The sequence below is a fragment of the Chloracidobacterium sp. genome (genome assembly GCA_016716305.1).
Classification (GTDB): domain Bacteria; phylum Acidobacteriota; class Blastocatellia; order Pyrinomonadales; family Pyrinomonadaceae; genus OLB17.
The window spans coordinates 572,414-591,991 of record JADJWP010000002.1; the positions used below are offsets into that span (position 1 = coordinate 572,414).

Sequence of the window (19,578 nt, forward strand, 5' to 3'; positions counted from 1 at the left end):
GGCTTCACGCCTTTTGTTTTTGTGGGTTGGATTCGAGCATGTTGTCGAGGAATTGCAGGATGAAGTCCTGCTTTTTCTTTGGGAGGCGTTTTACTTCCTGAAATCTTCTTTCGAGCGGCGTAACTGGCCCGGGCTTTTTCTTGGTTGGTGTCGGCTCGTCATCGGCGCAAACATTTCCATGACCGTCGCAAGAAAGAAAACCTTGACGGAGATAAGCCAGGCGGGCGAACGAACAACCATTATTATTATCCGAAGAGGTTTTAATGATGTCGTCTAGTTGTTGGTTTTTCAGATTCGAAGGGGAGTTCCTTGACAATTCACCAATCAATTCAGACAAAGGCGTTTTCGGCAGTTGCTTGGTACCTGTTGAAGACTTCAACTTAGCCGAGGAGGCGTTTCTTCATGCGTTGGAAGCGAAGATGATAAGTCACATAGAAACCATTGAGTTTTTTCTTGTAAACGAAATCACAGTTGACGCTACAGATGAAGAAAACAGGTTCTGGATTGACTGGTATCATGAAACATTACTGCTTCAACATGTAAATTTCGATGAAATGTATTTTTACCCTAAAGGCGATCAATCGTGATGACTGAGGACAGAAGATATACTTTGGCCGTGATTAAGAATTTTGTGGTTCACGAAAAGCAAAATCGATTTATAGGATTTATTGAATCGAGGCGCGACGATCTATTGGACGAACTGTTTATTGACGAGCGTAATTTGAATCAGGAAACTTTGATTAAGGTTCCGAGCGGTAAATCGGCTTCGTTTGTGATCGATGAAATGAAAAAAATGGGGGCGACTGACCATGTTTACTTAATGAGCCACCATAGCGATCTCGATGGCAAGTTTACAAGTCTAGAGGACGCTATTGAATCCGTCTTTGGTCGGCATTTCGGTGCTTTGCTTTACTGCGTGAATAGCGGATTTGGCTATTATGAGGACGGCGAAACGTCGAGATACATACTTAGAGCTATATCAAAAGAACAGATGTGAAAGAAGACAGATTTGGCGGGTAAGTCGGATGAATTCAAGGTCGCGGTGCAGTTCTTTGATCAGCTAGGCCGGGTGCGGCTTGCTAAGACGCTTGAGGACGCCACGACCCAATCGGCCACGAACGAGACGGACGGCATCAAGGTCCAAACGCGGTACAAGACGGTTGCGGGTTATACGTATCAGTTATCGTCGAACCCGTACCGGGCCGCGACCGCCGTAACAGAGACCGACCCGACAATGGGCTGGACGCTCTCGACCGCCTGGAGCAGCGGAAGACGCTCGGAGGTCGAAACATTCTCCGGCTCCGCTCTGCCGGTCGCCTTCGGCGGCTCGAACCAAAACTCCACCGGCATCGCCCGCACCGACATTGACGCCAACCGCACGCTGGTCACCGATCAGGCCGGGAAGAGCCGGATCAGTAAGACGAATGCGCTTGGGCAATTGGAAGAGGTCTGGGAAATACTCGCGGCTAGCGAGCCGGGTTCGGAGAGCGTCGCGTTCCCGAACGCGACGGTCGCCCATGGCTTCAGGACCGTCTATGGCTATGACACGCTCAATAACCTGACGACCGTATCCCAAGGGGTTCAGACGCGGACCTTCAGCTACAGCAGCCTCTCGCGTCTGCTTTCGGCGGCGAATCCGGAATCGGGGACGATCGGTTACGAATATGATCCAAACGGCAATTTGACCGAGAAGACGGACGCGAGAAGTATTGTAACTACATACACTTACGACGAGCTGAACCGCGTAACGGCCCGAGATTACTCCGATACGACGCCCGATGTCGATTACACCTACGGCACGAGTGCTCCGAAAGTTGGTAAACTGGTGAAAGTGGAATCGAGCGTTTCGACAACCGAATACACGGGGTTTGACATCTTAGGACGTGTGACGGCCCACAAACAGACGACGGATGGACAGAGCTACACGACCGGTTATGTTTACAACCTGAGCGGAGCTTTGATCGAGCAGACGTATCCATCGGGGCGGGTGGTGAAGAACGTGTTGGACAATAACGGTGATCTGAGCCTTGTCCAGAGCAAGAAGAATTCCGCCTACGGGTTTTTCACCTACGCGAACTCGTTCACTTATAATCCGGCCGGTGCCGTGACGAGCATGCAACTGGGCAATGGAAGATGGGAATCTACGCAATTTAATTCAAGATTGCAGCCCACGCAGATCGCACTCGGTGTAACGCAGGGAGCGACGAACTTGCTCGATCTGGATTATTCGTACGGCACGACGGCGAATAACGGGAATTTGTTGTCGCAGACGATCACGGTTCCGACGGTGGGAACAAATACAGGCTTTTCGGCGGTGCAAACCTACAACTACGACAGCCTGAATCGTCTGAAGGACGCAACCGAGATGCTGACGCCGACCGGTGGTTCGGCAACACAGTCGTGGAAGCAGACGTTCGTATTTGACCGCTACGGAAACCGGAACTTTGACGAAGCGAACACCGCTTTCGCGGGCTTCGATAAGCTCTGCAACAATAATACGGAGTTATGTGCTGATCTCAGAAAGCGGCTGAATCCTTCGATCAACACATCTAACAACCGACTTAGCACTAGCGACGATTACGACTTCGACGCGAGCGGGAACACTACTTCCGACCCGGACGACAGGATGTTTATCTACGACGCTGAGAATAAGCAAGTGGAGGTCAAGGACTCGCTAAATGCCACTATTGGCCAGTATTTTTATGACGGAGATGGCCGTAGGGTGAAGAAGGTTGTGCCCGGTGGAGAGACTACGATATTCGTTTACGACGCCGGATCGAAGCTGATCGGGGAATACTCGACGGTCGTTCAAACCGGGAGCAACGCGAAGACGGTCTATACAACGAACGATCATCTGGGCAGCCCTCGAATAAACACAGACGGCACCGGCCAGGTCATCTCCCGCCACGACTACCACCCCTTCGGCGAGGAGATAGCCCGCACCGGCTACGGCTCCGACACCATCCGCAAACAGTTCACCGGCTATGAGAGAGACGGCGAGACCGGTCTGGATTTCGCTCAAGCTCGGTATCAAGCCTCAGTTCACGGGCGATTTACAACGGCGGACCCCTACATAATCCAATTCGAGATGAAGCGCGGAGACGATGCAGAAGAACGATCTGAGATGCTGCTTGAGTACTTGTCCGAGCCGCGAAATCACAATCGATATGTGTACGCGTTGAACAATCCAGTCAGGCATACAGATCCAAGTGGCATGCGTCCTCCAAACTATTGGGAACAGATGGCGCTGAACAAGCTCGATGAGTGGATTGCTGGGGCGACGAAGGCTGGCAATAAGGACCTTGCTACTGCTCTAACCAATGCCAAGGCGGAGATTGGCGCAATCATCGACAAATTAGGCAAAAAACAAAACAGTGTCGCGGTGGGCATCGCAGTCTATGCGATCCTGAGCGTTGGCACAGACGAGGGTAACAAATATGCCGACAGTACTGTTCTCGCAGCCCCCGGTCATACCTACGGGGCGGGCGAGAACAAATGCAATGTATTTGTGGCGATGGCACACATAAACGGAGGAGGAATACGACCCGGAAACTATCCATCGTTCGGCGGAAAATTTCCGGTGGCGAATTGGCTTGGCGATATCCGAGATTCCATGAAGCTCAAGAATCTGCCTGTACACTATGGAGCGGCCGGCGTGGGCGACGCGGTAGCTTGGCGAAATACTGATCCTAATCAACCAGGGCACAGCGGAGTATCAATTGGGGGTGGTGCGATGATTTACGCCGGTGGCTCGGGAGGAGGTCGTCCTAAAGTTGATACCATAAATAATATGAATCGTCACATGAATACCGAGGGGACTCGTGTACTCGGAATCACGATCATAGGACCGAGGCATGAACCGGGAGTTATCCGACGTTTTAATGGGAAACCGTAGTTATTTGGGAATGGAGATAGAAGTATGAATTCTTGTCTACGGTCGATTCTAGTCTTAGTTGGCGGCTTCATGCTTTTCGGAGTTCAATCATGCGATCAGTATCTCCGAAGTGGAGGGGCTCGGCCTCAACAGAAATGCGAGGCGAAATGGTACACGGACGATTCTCGGGATTCCTCTTGTTATGGACTCCAAAAGGAGTTGACTGAATCCGTCGTTCGAGGCGAACTTCAGAGCGTGGTGAGCGTCATCGAAAGCGGAGCTAATGTTAACGGCGGATTTGATCAAAGTATTCCGGTGCTCGAAGTAGCTGCCTCCTTCGGAAAAACAGAGGTTGTAAGACTATTGATCGAACGCGGTGCTGACGTCAATCGCACACGCTCCTTCGGCCAAACCGCCCTGAAGGCAGCAGTTATTGGTCAGCATCCTAAAACCACAGAGGCATTGATCGAGAAAGGAGCAGATGTTTGTGAGAAAACCGAGGGGAGCGCATTACAATACGCTGTCGAAGTAGAAAACGGCGACTTAATAGCGATTCTAGAGGGATCCGGTGCAAAAAGTTGCCCGTGAGTTCGCCATAACGCGGATGAGAAAGGAACGGCCAGTGGGAGAACACGGTGTTCAACTCCCGTCTGCAGCCGACGAACATCGGTCTTGGGAATGGTGTGAACTCGCAGAATCTGCTGAAACTGCAATACGGTTACGGACCACCGCAAACAACGGGAACGTGCTGAGCCAGACGATCACTGTTCCGGGAGTTGCAAATCCGTACGTTCAGCAGTACACCTACGACGAGCTGAATCGGCTGAAGATCGCCGAGGAGACGCAGAACTCGACGCAGACCTGGAAGCAGACATTCACCTTCGACCGCTACGGCAACCGCAACTTCGACGAGGTAGAAACAACGACGTTGCCGAAAAGCTGCATGGACGGGAGCAATCCTGTTATGTGTGCCGCTGATCGAAAGATCTATAACCCGTCCGTCAATCAAAACAACAACCGGCTAAACGCCAGCGAAGATTATTCTTACGATTCGAGCGGAAACACTACAAACGATCCGCAAGGAAGAATCTTCAAGTACGACGGCGAGAATAAGCAGTACGAAGTCCGGGATTCCCAGAACAACGTTATCGGCCTGTATTTCTTCGACGGAAACGGAAAGCGTATCAAAAAGATTGTCCCTTCAACCGAAGAAGTAACTGTTTTCGTTTACGATTCAACCGGGAAACTCTCTGCGGAATATTCGACGAGGCTATCACAAGACCCGAAGGTCAGTTTTACAACATCGGATCATCTCGGCAGCCCGAGAATAAAGACCGACGAGAATCGATCTGTGATCTCAAGGAATGATTACCATCCTTACGGTGAACAAGTCTATACGACTCAGAGAATTCAAGCGCTGGGCTATAAGCCGGATGACATTCGTCGTCGATTTACAACCTATGATAGAGACCATGAGACAGAGTTGGATTTTGCGCAAGCACGGATGTATTCCAATACATTAGGTCGTTTTACTCAGGTAGACCCGATTAGTATTGACAGAGATCGCCTGATCAACCCTCAAAGAATCGGTCTTTACGTTTTTGTGCGTAACAGCCCCCTTGTTCTGACTGATCCAACCGGTAAAGATATCTATCTTGAGAATGACACTAAAGAAGGACGACGCAAAGCCCTGCTTAGCGCAACAGCAACATTGAAGGATAGTGAAAAGAGGAACGTAGGCATCAGGGAAAATGCCGACGGGAAGTTCGAACTTTATCTGAAAGATCCTTCTAAAGTTGACGTGCAAAAAGCTTCAGTCGGATACAAGTTCCTTGCGGGAAGAATAGCCGACAGTAATCTGAAAATTGGATTCACATTGTTAGAGAAAGGGAAAAGCATGACTGGAACAGATGGGGATACTTATTCTCAAAGAGATTTGGCTCAGGGCGCTGCTGGTGTAACCATCAGTTCAGGAAATGGAAATATTCAGGTAATTGTTGCAGAAGGCGGCGGTGCGAATGGCGTCAGGGGCCTTACAAAATCGGGAAAAGATGTTCCAATCGCCTTTCCCGAAGCGATAGTTACTGCCCATGAACTATTCGCAGAAACTCAAAAGTATGTCAAAGGTTGGGAACGATTCCAAAAACAAGATGACGCTTCGCGTAAGGCCGACAGTCAGCTCGTAATTGGCATTGAGAACATGATTCGTGAGTCGCAGGGGCTTCCACTGCGAAGTGGAAAAGATCATGGTGCAACGCTCGAATTCGAGGTTACGGTTCAACCTGAAGAGTAAGAGGAGTAAATTAATGAAATTCAAAGTTATCCTAGTGGTCGCAATCGTTTGTGCGTCGTGTTTTTCACAATCAAATCGAATGGAAAAACCAAATGAAATTACTAGGATCGAGTCGAAGGCCGATCAGGAGAAAAATGGGTGTGATTTTTCTGCCTTTAAGCCTTTTCAAGTGTCTCATTTCGTTCGTTCTAACCTCAAAGTGAGCTTTGTTCCTGAATATCCACAAAGTGCTATTCAACGAAACGCTCATGGAATTGTCAGTGTCAAAATCCTCGTTGATCGGGAAGGCTCAGTTGTGAGGGCCTGCTCATTAGACGGCGATGAGGACCTAGCAATAGCTGCGGAAGCTGCCGCTCTTAAATGGAGGTTCAAGCGGAAAGTTGTTCCCGGTCGGGAGTCATTTGTGGAGGCCGGTATAACGTTTCGTTTTGTGCTACATAAGACAGATCTAGGTGTTGAAAACTCGGATGAGACGATCGTGTATGCCAGATCGATTGATAGTGATACATCTAAACAGTAATTGGTTTAGCATAAACCAGTGTCAGGTCTGCGAGATTTGTAATGTATAACTTTTCGACTTGAGGTCTTGAGTCGGCGAGTTTTCTGTCTGATTAGAGTTTTAGCCGGGCGGCGTTGCATCAGCAGCTGACGGGCGGAGGGTCGCGGTTCAGCATTACGACCAACTGGGAAGAGTGCGCCTTTCTCGGTCGATCGAGAACATTGCAACCGAAGACCCAACCAACGAACAGCACGGCATCAAGGTCCAGACGCGGTACAAGACGGTTGCGGGTTATACGTATCAGTTATCGTCGAACCCGTACCGGGCCGCGACCGCCGTAACAGAGACCGACCCGACAATGGGCTGGACGCTCTCGACCGCCTGGAGCACTGGCCGCCGCTCGGAGGTCGAAACATTCTCTGGCTCCGCTCTGCCGGTCGCCTTCGGCGGCTCGAACCAAAACTCCACCGGCATCGTCCGCACAGACATCGACGCAAACCGCACGCTCGTCACCGATCAGGCCGGGAAGCGCCGGATCAGTAAGACAAATGCGCTTGGGCAGTTGAAAGAGGTCTGGGAAATACTCGCGGCTAGCGAAACTGGTTCGGAGAGCGTCGCGTTCCCGAACACGACGGTCGCCCATGGCTTCAAGACCGCCTATGGCTACGACACGCTTAATAACCTGACGACCGTATCCCAAGGGGTTCAGACGCGGACCTTCAGCTACAGCAGCCTCTCGCGCCTTCTTTCGGCGGCGAATCCGGAATCGGGGACGATCGGTTACGAATATGATCCAAACGGCAATTTGACCGAGAAGACGGACGCACGAAGTATTGTAACTACATACACTTACGACGAGCTGAACCGCGTAACGGCCCGAGATTACTCCGATACGACGCCCGATGTCGATTACACCTACGGCACGAGTGCTCCGAAAGTTGGTAAACTGGTGAAAGTGGAATCGAGCGTTTCGACAACCGAATACACGGGGTTTGACATCTTAGGACGTGTGACGGCCCACAAACAGACGACGGACGGCGAGGAATATGAAACCGGATACGCCTATAATTTATCGGGGGCGATGGTCGAGCAGACTTATCCATCTGGCCGCGTGGTGAAGAATGTGATCGATAACAACGGCGACCTTGCGATGGTCCAGAGCCGGAAGTCTGCGAACCACGGCTTCTTCGACTACGCCGGATCGTTCTCGTATAACGCCGCTGGCGCTGTCACGTCAATGCAGCTTGGGAACGGCCGATGGGAATCGACGGTGTTCAACTCACGCCTGCAACCGACGCAGATCGGGCTTGGTGTGACACCGAACGCCACCAACCTCCTGAAGCTCGATTACAGCTACGGCACGACCGCGAACAACGGGAACGTCCTGAGTCAGACGATCACGGTGCCGACGGTGGGAATAAATACAGGCTTTTCGGCGGTGCAAACCTACAATTACGACAGCCTGAATCGGTTGAAGGACGCGACCGAGATGCTGACGCCGCACGGAGGTTCGCAGTCACAATCGTGGAAGCAGACATTCACCTTTGACCGCTACGGCAACCGGAACTTTGACGAAGCGAACACCGCTTTCGCGGGCTTCGATAAGCTCTGCAACAATAATACGGAGTTATGTGCTGATCTCAGAAAGCGGCTGAATCCTTCGATCAACACATCTAACAACCGACTTAGCACTAGCGACGATTACGACTTCGACGCGAGCGGGAACACTACTTCCGACCCGGACGACAGGATGTTTATCTACGACGCTGAGAATAAGCAAGTGGAGGTCAAGGACTCGCTAAATGCCACTATTGGCCAGTATTTTTATGACGGAGATGGCCGTAGGGTGAAGAAGTACGTTCCCTCGACCGGCGAGGTGACGGTGTTTGTCTATGACGCTGGCGGAAAACTTGTGGCGGAATATTCGACCATCGTCGCCTCAACCAACGACGCCACGGTCGCCTACCTAACCAACGACCACCTCAGCAGCCCAAGGATCACGACCGACCAATTCGGCCAGATCGCCTCCCGCCGCGACTTCATGCCCTACGGCGAAGAAATCGCCCGCACCGGCTACGGCTCCGACAACGTCCGCCAGAAATTCACCACCTACGAACGCGATGGTGAAACTGATCTGGATTATGCAAAGAACCGTCAAACCGATTTCAGCCTAGGCAGATTTACCTCTCCTGATCCCTACAAAATCGTTGCTGAAGTGAAGGTCGAACGGAACAAAGAAAAAGCCGATGAAATGCTTAGAGCATATATTTCTCATCCTCAAAAATGGAACCAATACCCCTATACAATAAATAATCCGTTGAGATACACAGATCCAACGGGTGAGGAAATTTGGTTACGAGGAACGAAGGAAGAGATAGCGGAAGCACTCAAGCTATTGAAGGAAATACTAGGCAATGAGAGATTTGAATATGTTAACCAACTGGACCATAACGGCGACGATGGGTACGCCTTGGTTCTAAATATCGACCCCAAAAATGTCGAGGCCTTTTCGAAGATAGGCGACGACATACACAATAGGACGCTCAGCGAAGGAATGGCTGAGATTCTATCAAGTTCGAGTGTCTTGGAGGTAAGGATGGATGGTAACTTTGTCGATAAGGAGGGTAACCTTGTTGATGTTGACGCTCCCGAAAGAACCAATTTAGATTCCGGATATGTCAATTACTCTTGGAGCATCATTAGGCGTGGGCAAGCTGTAGTTGGCCCCGGCGCCGTAGAGAAGGCGAACTCAGAAAGAACCCTCGGTGAAAGAACGCGGTTGTCTACAGATGGCCGACCTTTGCAATTCACGAAAGCAATGATCTTAGCTCATGAAATCGGCCACCACTGGAGGAAACGCGGAGGTGGCGATGGTGCGGTCGCCTTCGAAAACGCGGTTAGGTCGAGGAATAGTCAGAGACTAAGGTTGGCTGAACAATAGAATGAAAAAAACAATGATTTTCTTTCTTTTCGTATTGCTCGGAGTGTTGTTGAGCGGCTGCAATCTTGCATCCCCCAACCATAGGACTGAGTTCGAGGGAACCTGGAAGCTGCTGTCGAAGACGAGCGACAGGCCACCCCCAATTGTACCACTTGAAACGGACTTATTTTTCTTTAATGAGAATGAAGGGTTCACAACAAACGGTCTTCGGATTGATCGCACAGCCGACGGCGGAAAGGAATGGACAGTTGTTTGGCAATACGAAAATACTGGCGACCCCGAGTTCCATTCCTTTGCTTTTGACGAGACTAAGAATGTTTGGGGCGTCGGATCGAGAGATCGTGATGGTATACGCTCGACGGATCCCGATGAGAAACCTCGTTCTGCCACAGTAACGCGTTCAAAGGATAAAGCGAAAACGTGGTCTCAGTTGGAAATTGACTTCGGCGATGAAAGGGAATTTCTCACCGAGTCCGTAACTTTCTGGGACATTTGTTTTACATCGTCCGACAGCGCTTGGATTGCCAGCAATATCGGACTGGTGCAAGCTACTGTCCGTGAAGAATCCGTCAAGGTCGAAAATGTCGTTCGTACAGAGGAAGAGCTAAGGAGAGTGTCTTGCTGGAGTACGGGGCGAGTTGTAATTGCCATCGGAAATTCGGCCGTGTATCGATACGACGGTCGAGGACTATCCCGACTGAGTACGCCTTCAGAGTTTACATTTTCGAAAGTCAAGCAACTCGACGGCCATATCTGGATGCTGGGACATAAAATGCTTTATCCGAACAGCAACTCGGTCGCTACGGGTTTAACCGGCATCGTCCTCGCTAGTCCAGATGGAGGAGCAACGTGGGAGAACAGAACTCCCAAAGAAATTCGCTTTTTCAGTGATATTGATTTCCGAAAGGGAAAGGGTTGGCTGACAGGAAGTGATGGAAGTCTTTTCTACTCAAATGACAATGGGAAATCGTGGCACCATGTACCGGTTCCCACTACGCATGATCTCTACAGCATCTTTTATCTCAATGAGCAGAATATTTGGATAAGCGGTCTCAACAGCACGATCCTAAAATATGGTGTTGACTAAAAGCGCTTGATTAAGTCGCGGAACTATTGCTTGGCTCAACGACACAAGAACAATGGGGTCAGGCCTACGATATTGCGATTCTTGCGTTGTAGCTCCGCTCATGAACTTGCGTGATCAGTTCTTGCATTTCCTTATCGGCCCTTGTTCGCCTAACAGCCGAGTCGTAAGGGCGGCTGACGGCTGAGAGCGATCTGGTCTTTGATCAGAAGTATGGTTATGACATGCTGAACCGCATCACATCGGCGGAGGAGAAGACCGAGACGACGGTGAACTGGAACCAGACTTATACGTTTGACCGATACGGCAACCGGAACTTTAACGAGAACCTGACGACGACGTTGCCCAAGGGTTGTGTGGATGGCAGCACGGCGGTCGTTTGCGAGGCGGACAAGAAGATGCTCAACCCCGACCTAAACGCCTCGGACAACCGGATGGCCGCGGGCCAAGGCTGGAGCTACGACGCGGCCGGAAATGTGACCGCCGACGCCGAGGGCCGGACGTTCATCTACGACGCGGAGAACAAACAGGTCGAGGTCTCGCGTTAATTCAGCGGTTTGCCGAGCGCTGAAGAATGTGAAGCTTTGCGATCATAAGAGAGCACCGTCGATCGTCGTCTCATCGATGCTGAGAGAACTGATCGGGATCTACAGCCTCAACGCGAATTTCCGGTCAATTCGGCATAATCGGCGATCGCCGCGTTTATCACGTTATAGCTTTCTTCACGGCCGTAAGAATAGGCGATCTCGCAAACGTTCGGTGCATCGGGGAGCGATTTGTAGGTGAGAAAGTAATGTTCGAACCGCTCGAGTATGCCCTTTGGCAGCTGAGCGATCTCGGTGTACTGCTCAAAGACCTTGTCGCCCTTTAGGACGGCGATCAACTTGTCGTCGGCCTCATTATCATCAACAAGACAAAACCCGCCGATCGGCCTCGCGACCAGGATGATATCGCCGCGTGGTATGTGGTGCTCGCTAAGGACGAGAATGTCAAGCGGGTCGCCGTCGCCGCCGCTGATCGCGATATCGGTCTTTGAGCGGGCAAGAGCGGCAATGCCTTCGCCGCAATACGTCTGCGGAATGAAGCCGTAGTTTGCCGGTACGACATTCGAGTATTGCTGCGGCCGGTCGATCTTCAGATAACCCGTCTCCTTGTCGACCTCATACTTTACGGTGTCGCGCGGAACGATCTCGATGAAAACGGATACCTCGCCAGGCGCGTTCTCACCGATCGGGATACCGTGCCAGGGATGAGCTTTGTCGGTTCGGAACATGAGCCTATTATCAGACCATGTCGGGGCAATGTCTATCGCACGAGCCCGTGGATCATGCGGCTGCACCGGTCCCCGCCTCAGGGTCGAGATCGAGCGAGAGCCGTTCCCATTCGGCTGTGTGTTTGTCGATCTCCGATTCGGTTTCAGCGATCAGGCGGGCGAGTTCTTCAACGCGGTCTGCATCCTTGGCGACCTCGGGGTCGGACATAGCGGCCGAATAGCGGGCAAGTGCATCCTCTTTTTCGGCGATCGACGCTTCAAGTTTTGCGACGCGTTCCTGCATCTGCCGGATCTGGTTCTTGCTGAAACGCGATACCTGAATCGGATCGTTCGATGATGCCGATCCTCCGGGTCCGCTCGCCGCCGATCCGGAACCTGAGACCCCGGAGCTCGCCGCCCGGTTCAGCTTCCAGTCGTGATATTCGGTATAGTTTCCGGCAAAGGTCTCGACCGCTCCGTCGGGTTCGAACGCGAGGATCTGGGTGGCGATCTTGTCGAGGAAAAATCGGTCGTGGCTGACGGTGACGATCGTTCCATCGTATTCGGCGAGAGCGTCTTCCAAAGCTTCACGCGCGGGAATGTCCAGATGGTTGGTCGGCTCGTCGAGGATGAGGACGTTCTTACGCGAATAGATCAATTTCGCAAGGGCAAGCCTTCCCTTTTCACCGCCCGACAGGTCACGGACGTTCTTGAATACATCCTCGCCCAGGAACAAGAATCGGGCAAGGAACGATCGGAGCTCGCCATTGTCGGCCAGCGGTGCCACACGGCGAAGCTCCTGAATGACCTCATTGGCCGGATGCAGCTCGTCAAGGTTCTGAGCATAGTAGCCGATGTTGGTCTTTGCACCCCAACGGATCTCGCCGCCGAGCTCGCGGATCTCGCCAAGCAGGGTTTTCAAAAGCGTGGTCTTCCCGGTTCCGTTAGCACCTATAACGCCGAGCACCTCGCCGCGAAGGAGCGAAAAATTGATGCCGTCTGCAAGCCGCTTGTCGCCGTAGCCGACCGCAAGGTCTTCGGCCGTGATGACGTTATTGCCTGTACGCTCGACCTTTTTCAGACCGAAACTGCCGCCGTGTTTTTCGGCCGCAACAGCTTCGACCCGTTCCATGCGTTCGAGCATGTTTCGGCGCGATTTCGCTTGCTTGGTCTTTTGCCCCTCGAGATTTCGGCGAATGAACTCCTGCGTTTTGTTTATCAGCGATTGCTGATTCTCGTATTCACGCATCTGCTGTTCACGCCGCAGTTCGCGTTCGACGATGTACTTCGAGTAGTTTCCTTTGTAGTTGACGGCCCTTCCATTCTCGATCTCGATGATGCGGTCGGTCGTCCTATCGAGAAAATAGCGGTCATGACTGATCACGACGTAAGAACGATCGTACGTCTGCAGAAATTCTTCGAGCCACTCGACGGCGTTGACATCGAGATGATTCGTCGGCTCATCGAGCAGCAGAACGTCAGAACCGGAAAGCAGCAGTCTCGCCATCCCGAGCCGGTTCTTTTGTCCGCCTGAGAGTATTCCGGTATCAAGCGACCACTGCTCTTTTGTAAACCCGAGACCGAGCAGGATCGCCTCGGCACGCGCCGAATAGGTAAAGCCGTCGGCACGCTCGAAGGCGATCTGAAGATCGGCGTAACGATTGAGCACCTCGTCGGAATGATCGGTCTCCATTCGCTTTTCAAGGCTACGCATTTCGGCCTCGATATCATGGATCTCCTTGAAAGCTGCCAACGCCGCCGTATGGACCGTATCGCCGGAGGCAAAATCGACGTGTTGGTCGAGGAGTCCGAGCCGCAGCCCATTGATCTTGACGACCTCGCCGGAATCGGGCTCTTCGGCCCCGGTCACGAGACGAAACACGGTCGTTTTTCCCGCGCCGTTACGGCCGACAAGCCCGATCTTTTCGTCGGGGTTGACCTGAAAAGATACGCCGCGCAGCACCTCGGTGCCGCCGTATGATTTCGTTACGTCTGATAGTCGGAAAAGCATTTGAAAATGGACCGGCCACAGAAAGGTCCGCGGTTATGGGCCAAAATTGCGTGACCCGGAACTGCCCGTGACTTTCTGTGGCCTTGATAGTTCTCGCTAAACCCAGAAACGCAGTTTAACGGTTCGCATTGCCGCCGGAGTTCGCATTCGTATTCGAGCGAGCCGCCGTCGTGCTGGTATTTGCGGCATTCGAATTCGAATTCGAAGCCGCATTAGTATTTACAGCGGCCGTGTTCGTGTTTGCTGCGGCGGTATTCGTATTAGCCGAAGTATTAGCATTCGCCGGCGTTGCGGCCGAAGCGGGACGTGCGCCGCTCAGTTCATTCGGATTATCAACTACCTTTTTCGCCAATATGTTCTCGACCTTAGCTTCATTGATCGCCAAGGCGATGTACGACTGCCAGAGAAGATTCTTGCGGGCGTTGATAAGCAATTCGGTGATCCGAGGCCGAACCTGCGGGCTCTCGAGCGTCAGGTCCTCGTCACGCTCCTGCTTACGCTGAAGTTTGACGATCAGGATCTTGCCGTCAAGTGTTAATGCCTGCGGGACGATCTGGCCATTTTGCATTTTGTTCATCACAAAATCGGCGACACCGGCACCGAACGCCTGCTTAAGTTCGTCTTCCGTGAAATAACGCCAATCTCCGCCGCGTGAGCGCGTCTCGAGATCTTCGCTGAACTCGCGAGCCAATGTCGCAAAGTCGCTCCCCGAAAGAGCACGCCCGCCAACCTCTTTTGCTCGAAGCTGCGCTTCGGCTTCGTTGGTCGTCGTATCGCCTTGACCGGCATTGACAGGGTCGATGACGATCGCCGCAAGCTCAGCACCACGTTTGTTCTTGAACTGTTCTCGGTTGCCGGTAAAGAACGATTCGATCTCGCTGTCTTTCGGCGATTCCACCTTTCCGGCGATCTTCTCCTGCAATTTCTGGAGAGCCATTTCCTTTTTGACGTTGAGCCGCCACGACTGTTCGCTTTCGCCGGCAGCCTTCATCTGTTTTTCGAACTCTTCGGCTGAAAGCCCGCTCGAGGTCTTTCGCTTGTTCATTTCAGCGGTGACCTCGTCCTCGGTCGGAACGGTCTGTTCTTTCTCCGCCTTCTGGAACATCACCTCGGTCTGGATCAACTGCTGAAGAACGGTGAGCCGGGCCGAGGCAAGCTCGAGTGGCGAGAAGTTGGTCTCTTCGCCCTGGCTCTGAGCCTTGATCGCTTTCTCGACCTCTTCGAGTTTGATCTCCTTGCCGTTCACACGGGCGGCGACCTCATTCGGGTCCGAACCGCCAGGGCCCGGCCCGGGTCCGCCGGAACACGCACCCAGAACGACAGAAAAAATAGCGATCAATCCGACGACGGCGGATCTCGATTTAAGATTTTGCACTATGGAATTAGCTCCTTTGAATTTGACAATATTGCTCATTACTTGACTATACCTATCGAAGTTTGTTATAAAACTTGTTTTTGAGTTTTCAATAACTCTTTGAACTTTCCCCACGCTAGATGGAGGCAATCATTTATGGCACAACGATGTGACGTCTGCGGCAAAGGGCCGCAATTTGGGAATAACGTTTCCCACGCTAACAATAAAACACGCCGGCGCTTTAATCCGAATCTTCAGCCGGTCAGGGTTCAGATGCCGACAGGCGGCAATAGTCGATTGAAGGTTTGCACCCGTTGTATCAAATCGGGGAAGATCGTAAAGGCCGCTTAGTAACGGCGCCCAATTTTTCTAAATTTTCAACAGCCAAACGCTTATCATCGATCGGCGTTTGGCTTTTCGTTTAGGCCGCGATCGCCTTGCGGGTCATAACGGACTCAGACAGTCGCTATACAATCGATCTCGACCTTTGCGTCACGTGGCAATCTGGCTGCCTGAACCGTCGCACGGGCCGGCTTGTTTGCGTCGAAATAGCGCCCGTAAACTTCGTTCATCGCCGCGAAATCATTCATATCCGCTAGGAAGACCGTCGTTTTAACGACCCTATCAAGGCCGCTTCCCGCGGCCTCAAGGACAGCGGCAAGATTTTTCAAAACCTGTTCCGTTTGTTTCGAGACATCATCAGAGACGAACTCGCCCGTCGCAATATCGATCGGGATCTGACCCGAGCAGAAGACCATACCGTTCGCTTTGACGGCCTGCGAATAGGGCCCGATCGCGCCCGGTGCTTTGTCAGTTGAAATTATCTCGTTCATCAGATGTAAACCGCGGCCTTGCTATAATTCAAGCAAAAGGCGAATTTTAGCAGAATTGGCAGTCAAATGTAAAACGGGACCAGTAAGAACGGAGTTTTGGCCAAGATCTTCAGGCGGCGTTCATTCGCTCGACGGCGATAACGCCAGGTACCTTTTCGATCGCGCTTAGGACCTTGTCGAGGTGCTTCTTATCAAAAACCTCAACGGTCACCTCGATCAAACCTTTGTCGTCGCGAGACACATTTGCCCTCGCATCTCGGATAGCTGTCTTGATCTCGGCAATTGCGTTGGTGATGCCGGCAAGCATCCCGGTGCGGTTTTCAGTCGTAACTAAAATACGAACCGATTGGATCTCTTCCTTTTCGCTCTTTGCCCATTCGACTTCAACGATCCGGTCGCGATTGACCATCAGTTGTTTGACGTTCTTGCATCGCTTGTTATGAACGACGATGCCCTTACCGAGCGAGATGTAGCCGACGATGTCTTCGCCGCGAAGCGGGTTGCAGCAACGGGCTCGGGTCGTAAGCAGATTGTCGACACCCTTTACGATGATCGCGTCTTCGCCGAGCCCGATGAACTTCTTGACGGCCTTCATACCGGTCTCGAGCCGCGTTTCCTTGCGTTTATCGGGGTCGAGTTCGGCAAACCGCTCGGCGCCAAGGTATTTCAAGAGCACGTTTCGCGGCAGAGTCTTGCCGTATCCGATCGACGCGAAGAGATCGTCGGGGCGCCCGAGGCCGTATTCGTTCGCGATCCGTTTCATTTCGACATCGTTGCTCGACAGCTTTTTCGGCGCGACACGGAATCGATCGGCCTCTTTCTCAAGGAGTTTCCGGCCTATTTCGATCGAATCGGCACGCTGTTGTTCCGAGATCCAATGTCGGATCCGATTGCGGGCCTTTGAGGTGATCACGTAATTAAGCCAGTCACGCGATGGCTTGGAATTGCTGGTCGTCAAGATCTCGACTACGTCGCCGTTCTGTAGCTCGGTCTTGATCGGCACGATACGGCCGTTGATCTTTGCTCCGGTACATGTGTCGCCGACCTCCGAGTGAATGGCATAGGCGAAATCTATCGGCGAGGCACCCCGTGGCAGCTGAATTACCCGGCCCATCGGGGTAAATGCGTAAACGTCTTTCGGAAAAAGATCAAGTTTCAGCGATTCGATAAAGTCTTCGGAATCGTCATTGGTCTGCGTGTTCTCGACCAGTGGTAAAAGGAGTTTTTCGACGGTCTTCCGAAGTTCGTCGAGGCTTTCATCGTCCTCGGCAGAACCGAGCTTGCTTTCTTTATATTTCCAGTGTGCCGCAACGCCTTCTTCGGCGATGTGGTGCATATCCTCGGTCCTGATCTGCACCTCGAATGCCTGACCGGTATCGCCTATGACCGACGTATGCAGCGACCGGTATAGATTATCGCGAGGTATCGCTATCCAGTCCTTAAAACGCTCGGGCACAGGCGTCCACGTATCGTGGATGACACTGAGAGCGAGATAGCAATATTTACGGTCGTTAGGGGTGATGACCCGGGCCGCGATCAGATCGTAGACCTGTTCGATCGTCAGCTTCTGCTTCTTGAGCTTTTTCCACAGCGAATAAAGCCTCTTTACGCGTCCCTGGATCTCGACATACGGCACATCGTTGGCCGTCAAACGCTCTCTGATGGTCGTAGTGATCCTGTCGAGCGTTGCCTCGAGTTCGGGACGACGCGCGTCAACTTCTTTAGCGAGCCGCTTGTATTCGTCAGGATAAAGGTTTTGAAATGAAAGGTCCTCTAGTTCGCTTCGGACCTTACCCATCCCGAGACGATGAGCGATCGGTGCGTAAATATCAAGCGTCTCCTGAGAGATCCGGGCACGCTTTTCGGGCTTCAGGAACTGCATCGTCCGCATATTGTGAAGCCGGTCGGCGAGCTTGATCAGCACGACGCGGACGTCGGTGATCATCGCGAGGACCATTTTACGGACATTTTCGGCCTGCTGGCGTTCTTTCGAGAGGTTGCTGATCTGCGCGATCTTGGTAAGGCCGTCAACAAGCTGAGTTATCTCGTCGCCAAAATAGGACCGGATCGTATCGAGGTCAACTAGGGTGTCTTCGACTACGTCGTGCAGCAGCCCGGTCGAGACGCTGACCTCATCGAGACGCATTTCGGCCAAAAGGTCGGCAACCTCGAGCGGATGAACCAGATATGGCTCGCCCGATGCCCTTTTTTGGCCTTTATGATGAAGAGCAGAGAAAAGATAGGCCCGCCGGATGAGATCGACATCCGGGTTCGGACGGTTTCGCTCCACTTTTTCGATCACGTCTTCAATTCGGATCATAAAAGCCTGTCTTTACTATTGTATATTCATTCGGACCGCGAATACCAGATTCATCTCACCGACGCAAGACCCGATACAAAATGAAAAGGTGATGCCCGATAACAAATACCGAACATCACCTGAGGTAGGTCGCAAAGGCGAAAACTACTGGGCCGCTGTGTTTGCCGCGTTAGCATTTGCGGCCTCTTGCTCGACCGCGATCCTTGCATCGATCTCGGCCTGGATAGCCTTGCTGGCTTCGCTTAGCTCAAGAAACTCAGCCCGGGCCTTTTCAGAGTTGGCACGGAGCTGATCGGCCTCAGGCTGCTTGCCGTCCATTTCGGCCAATCGCGAAGCTTGAATGATGAGACTCGCCCGGTAAGAACGAGCTGATTCGAAGACCTTGATCAGATCAAGCCGTTCCTTCAGTTGTCCGTCGGTGAGCGATTTGACGTCAGCAACCTTTGCATTCTTGACCAGGTCGGTCTCAAGGGCGTAAGCCTTTTCGATCAGCTGATTGCCAAGGGTGACGCATGCCCGCATTTTCTCGAGTTCTGCCGGATCTTCAGGCTTGATGTATTGGAAAACGTCTTTGCCGTCACGCTTGATCGGCTTTTTGGTCTTTTCGGTGTCGGAGATCTCGTTTGCGCAGGTGTTCTGCTTTGCCGCAAGCGACGTCAAAGCCTCGGCTCGATTTTGCGGCAGGATCGCTTCATTATTCGCCCGTTCAGTCACCCATTTCTGCCATTCATCGGTCTTCTGAAGATTTTCAAGCAGGCCGGCAACCGCTTTATATGCACTTTGCTCGTTCGGGTCCATTTTAAGCATTTTCTGATACTCGACAATGGCCGAATCGGCGAGGTCCTTTCTAGAACGGTCGCCGATGTAGCGAGAATGCAGTGTTCTCGCCAAAAACAGTTGGGCTGTTCGCCCCTCAAGAGTTGCGCCCTCGGGGTCACGCTCGGCGGCCTTGCGGAACATTTGTTCGGCCTCTTCGAACTTGCGCCCCTTGTATGCAACCGAACCGTCGACGAGGTTCTTCCTCGACATGATCCGATTATAGTACGTGCAATTCGTGGTAAATAATACCGATACGATTACAAATGCAATTATCCCTAAACGAGAAGATCTCATTTTC

16 protein-coding genes are annotated in these 19,578 nt (G+C 52.2%); 9 read left to right on the forward strand and 7 right to left on the reverse strand.

Annotated features, from left to right (window positions below):
- Positions 1-4 precede the first annotated feature (4 nt).
- Positions 5-379: a hypothetical protein gene (locus IPM28_04460; protein ID MBK9172246.1), complete on the reverse strand. Its 375-nt coding sequence runs from the start codon at positions 377-379 to the stop codon at positions 5-7.
- Positions 380-586: 207 nt separating this feature from the next.
- Here IPM28_04460 and IPM28_04465 point away from each other — a divergent pair, with 207 nt between their 5' ends.
- The 8 genes from IPM28_04465 (at position 587) to IPM28_04500 (ending at position 11,239) form a co-directional block, all read left to right on the forward strand.
- Entirely contained in the window at positions 587-997 is a 411-nt protein-coding gene (locus tag IPM28_04465) for a hypothetical protein (protein ID MBK9172247.1), read from the forward strand.
- 12 nt (positions 998-1,009) lie between these two features.
- Positions 1,010-3,895: an RHS repeat protein gene (locus tag IPM28_04470; protein MBK9172248.1), complete on the forward strand. Its 2,886-nt coding sequence runs from the start codon at positions 1,010-1,012 to the stop codon at positions 3,893-3,895.
- A 198-nt stretch (positions 3,896-4,093) separates the two neighbouring features.
- Positions 4,094-4,462: an ankyrin repeat domain-containing protein gene (locus tag IPM28_04475; protein MBK9172249.1), complete on the forward strand. Its 369-nt coding sequence runs from the start codon at positions 4,094-4,096 to the stop codon at positions 4,460-4,462.
- Positions 4,443-6,167, forward strand: coding sequence for a hypothetical protein (locus IPM28_04480; protein ID MBK9172250.1), 1,725 nt, complete (start codon positions 4,443-4,445; stop codon positions 6,165-6,167). The genes IPM28_04475 and IPM28_04480 overlap by 20 nt, the downstream gene beginning before the upstream one ends.
- 13 nt (positions 6,168-6,180) lie before the next feature.
- Positions 6,181-6,687, forward strand: a complete 507-nt coding sequence (locus tag IPM28_04485; GenBank protein MBK9172251.1) for an energy transducer TonB — start codon at positions 6,181-6,183, stop codon at positions 6,685-6,687.
- A gap of 172 nt (positions 6,688-6,859) precedes the next feature.
- On the forward strand, positions 6,860-9,607 hold the full coding sequence (locus IPM28_04490; protein ID MBK9172252.1) for an RHS repeat protein: 2,748 nt from the start codon (positions 6,860-6,862) through the stop codon (positions 9,605-9,607).
- A 1-nt stretch (position 9,608) separates the two neighbouring features.
- Positions 9,609-10,694: a hypothetical protein gene (locus IPM28_04495; GenBank protein ID MBK9172253.1), complete on the forward strand. Its 1,086-nt coding sequence runs from the start codon at positions 9,609-9,611 to the stop codon at positions 10,692-10,694.
- Positions 10,695-10,915: 221 nt separating this feature from the next.
- The gene (locus tag IPM28_04500) at positions 10,916-11,239 is read left to right on the forward strand and encodes a hypothetical protein (GenBank protein ID MBK9172254.1); all 324 of its coding nucleotides are present in this window, start codon (positions 10,916-10,918) and stop codon (positions 11,237-11,239) included.
- Positions 11,240-11,346: 107 nt separating this feature from the next.
- Here the strand turns inward: IPM28_04500 and IPM28_04505 are convergent, their stop codons facing one another.
- The 3 genes from IPM28_04505 to IPM28_04515 all read right to left on the reverse strand — a co-directional run bounded on the left by IPM28_04505 (position 11,347) and on the right by IPM28_04515 (position 15,368).
- Positions 11,347-11,964, reverse strand: a complete 618-nt coding sequence (locus IPM28_04505) for an inorganic pyrophosphatase (GenBank protein MBK9172255.1) — start codon at positions 11,962-11,964, stop codon at positions 11,347-11,349.
- 52 nt (positions 11,965-12,016) lie between these two features.
- On the reverse strand, positions 12,017-13,954 hold the full coding sequence (locus IPM28_04510; GenBank protein ID MBK9172256.1) for an ABC-F family ATP-binding cassette domain-containing protein: 1,938 nt from the start codon (positions 13,952-13,954) through the stop codon (positions 12,017-12,019).
- Between the two features lie 115 nt (positions 13,955-14,069).
- Positions 14,070-15,368, reverse strand: coding sequence for a SurA N-terminal domain-containing protein (locus tag IPM28_04515; GenBank protein ID MBK9172257.1), 1,299 nt, complete (start codon positions 15,366-15,368; stop codon positions 14,070-14,072).
- Between the two features lie 96 nt (positions 15,369-15,464).
- Here IPM28_04515 and IPM28_04520 point away from each other — a divergent pair, with 96 nt between their 5' ends.
- The gene (locus IPM28_04520; protein MBK9172258.1) at positions 15,465-15,659 is read left to right on the forward strand and encodes a 50S ribosomal protein L28; all 195 of its coding nucleotides are present in this window, start codon (positions 15,465-15,467) and stop codon (positions 15,657-15,659) included.
- A 104-nt stretch (positions 15,660-15,763) separates the two neighbouring features.
- On the opposite strand, the gene IPM28_04525 is transcribed toward IPM28_04520, so the two are convergent.
- The 3 genes from IPM28_04525 to IPM28_04535 all read right to left on the reverse strand — a co-directional run bounded on the left by IPM28_04525 (position 15,764) and on the right by IPM28_04535 (position 19,574).
- On the reverse strand, positions 15,764-16,141 hold the full coding sequence (locus IPM28_04525; GenBank protein MBK9172259.1) for a RidA family protein: 378 nt from the start codon (positions 16,139-16,141) through the stop codon (positions 15,764-15,766).
- Positions 16,142-16,250: 109 nt separating this feature from the next.
- A complete protein-coding gene (locus tag IPM28_04530) occupies positions 16,251-18,461 on the reverse strand; it encodes a bifunctional (p)ppGpp synthetase/guanosine-3',5'-bis(diphosphate) 3'-pyrophosphohydrolase (GenBank protein MBK9172260.1) in 2,211 nt (736 codons plus the stop codon).
- A 144-nt stretch (positions 18,462-18,605) separates the two neighbouring features.
- Positions 18,606-19,574, reverse strand: a complete 969-nt coding sequence (locus tag IPM28_04535; GenBank protein MBK9172261.1) for a hypothetical protein — start codon at positions 19,572-19,574, stop codon at positions 18,606-18,608.
- Positions 19,575-19,578: the final 4 nt, after the last annotated feature.

What these genes read in the sequence shown, in the direction of transcription:
- IPM28_04465 (MBK9172247.1), top strand. Translation starts at nt 587, where the DNA reads ATGACTGAGGACAGAAGATATACTTTGGCCGTGATTAAGAATTTTGTG.
- IPM28_04485 (MBK9172251.1), top strand. Translation starts at nt 6,181, where the DNA reads ATGAAATTCAAAGTTATCCTAGTGGTCGCAATCGTTTGTGCGTCGTGT.
- IPM28_04495 (MBK9172253.1), top strand. Translation starts at nt 9,609, where the DNA reads ATGAAAAAAACAATGATTTTCTTTCTTTTCGTATTGCTCGGAGTGTTG.
- IPM28_04500 (MBK9172254.1), top strand. Translation starts at nt 10,916, where the DNA reads ATGCTGAACCGCATCACATCGGCGGAGGAGAAGACCGAGACGACGGTG.
- IPM28_04505 (MBK9172255.1), bottom strand. Translation starts at nt 11,964, where the DNA reads ATGTTCCGAACCGACAAAGCTCATCCCTGGCACGGTATCCCGATCGGT.
- IPM28_04510 (MBK9172256.1), bottom strand. Translation starts at nt 13,954, where the DNA reads ATGCTTTTCCGACTATCAGACGTAACGAAATCATACGGCGGCACCGAG.
- IPM28_04515 (MBK9172257.1), bottom strand. Translation starts at nt 15,368, where the DNA reads ATGAGCAATATTGTCAAATTCAAAGGAGCTAATTCCATAGTGCAAAAT.
- IPM28_04520 (MBK9172258.1), top strand. Translation starts at nt 15,465, where the DNA reads ATGGCACAACGATGTGACGTCTGCGGCAAAGGGCCGCAATTTGGGAAT.
- IPM28_04525 (MBK9172259.1), bottom strand. Translation starts at nt 16,141, where the DNA reads ATGAACGAGATAATTTCAACTGACAAAGCACCGGGCGCGATCGGGCCC.
- IPM28_04530 (MBK9172260.1), bottom strand. Translation starts at nt 18,461, where the DNA reads ATGATCCGAATTGAAGACGTGATCGAAAAAGTGGAGCGAAACCGTCCG.
- IPM28_04535 (MBK9172261.1), bottom strand. Translation starts at nt 19,574, where the DNA reads ATGAGATCTTCTCGTTTAGGGATAATTGCATTTGTAATCGTATCGGTA.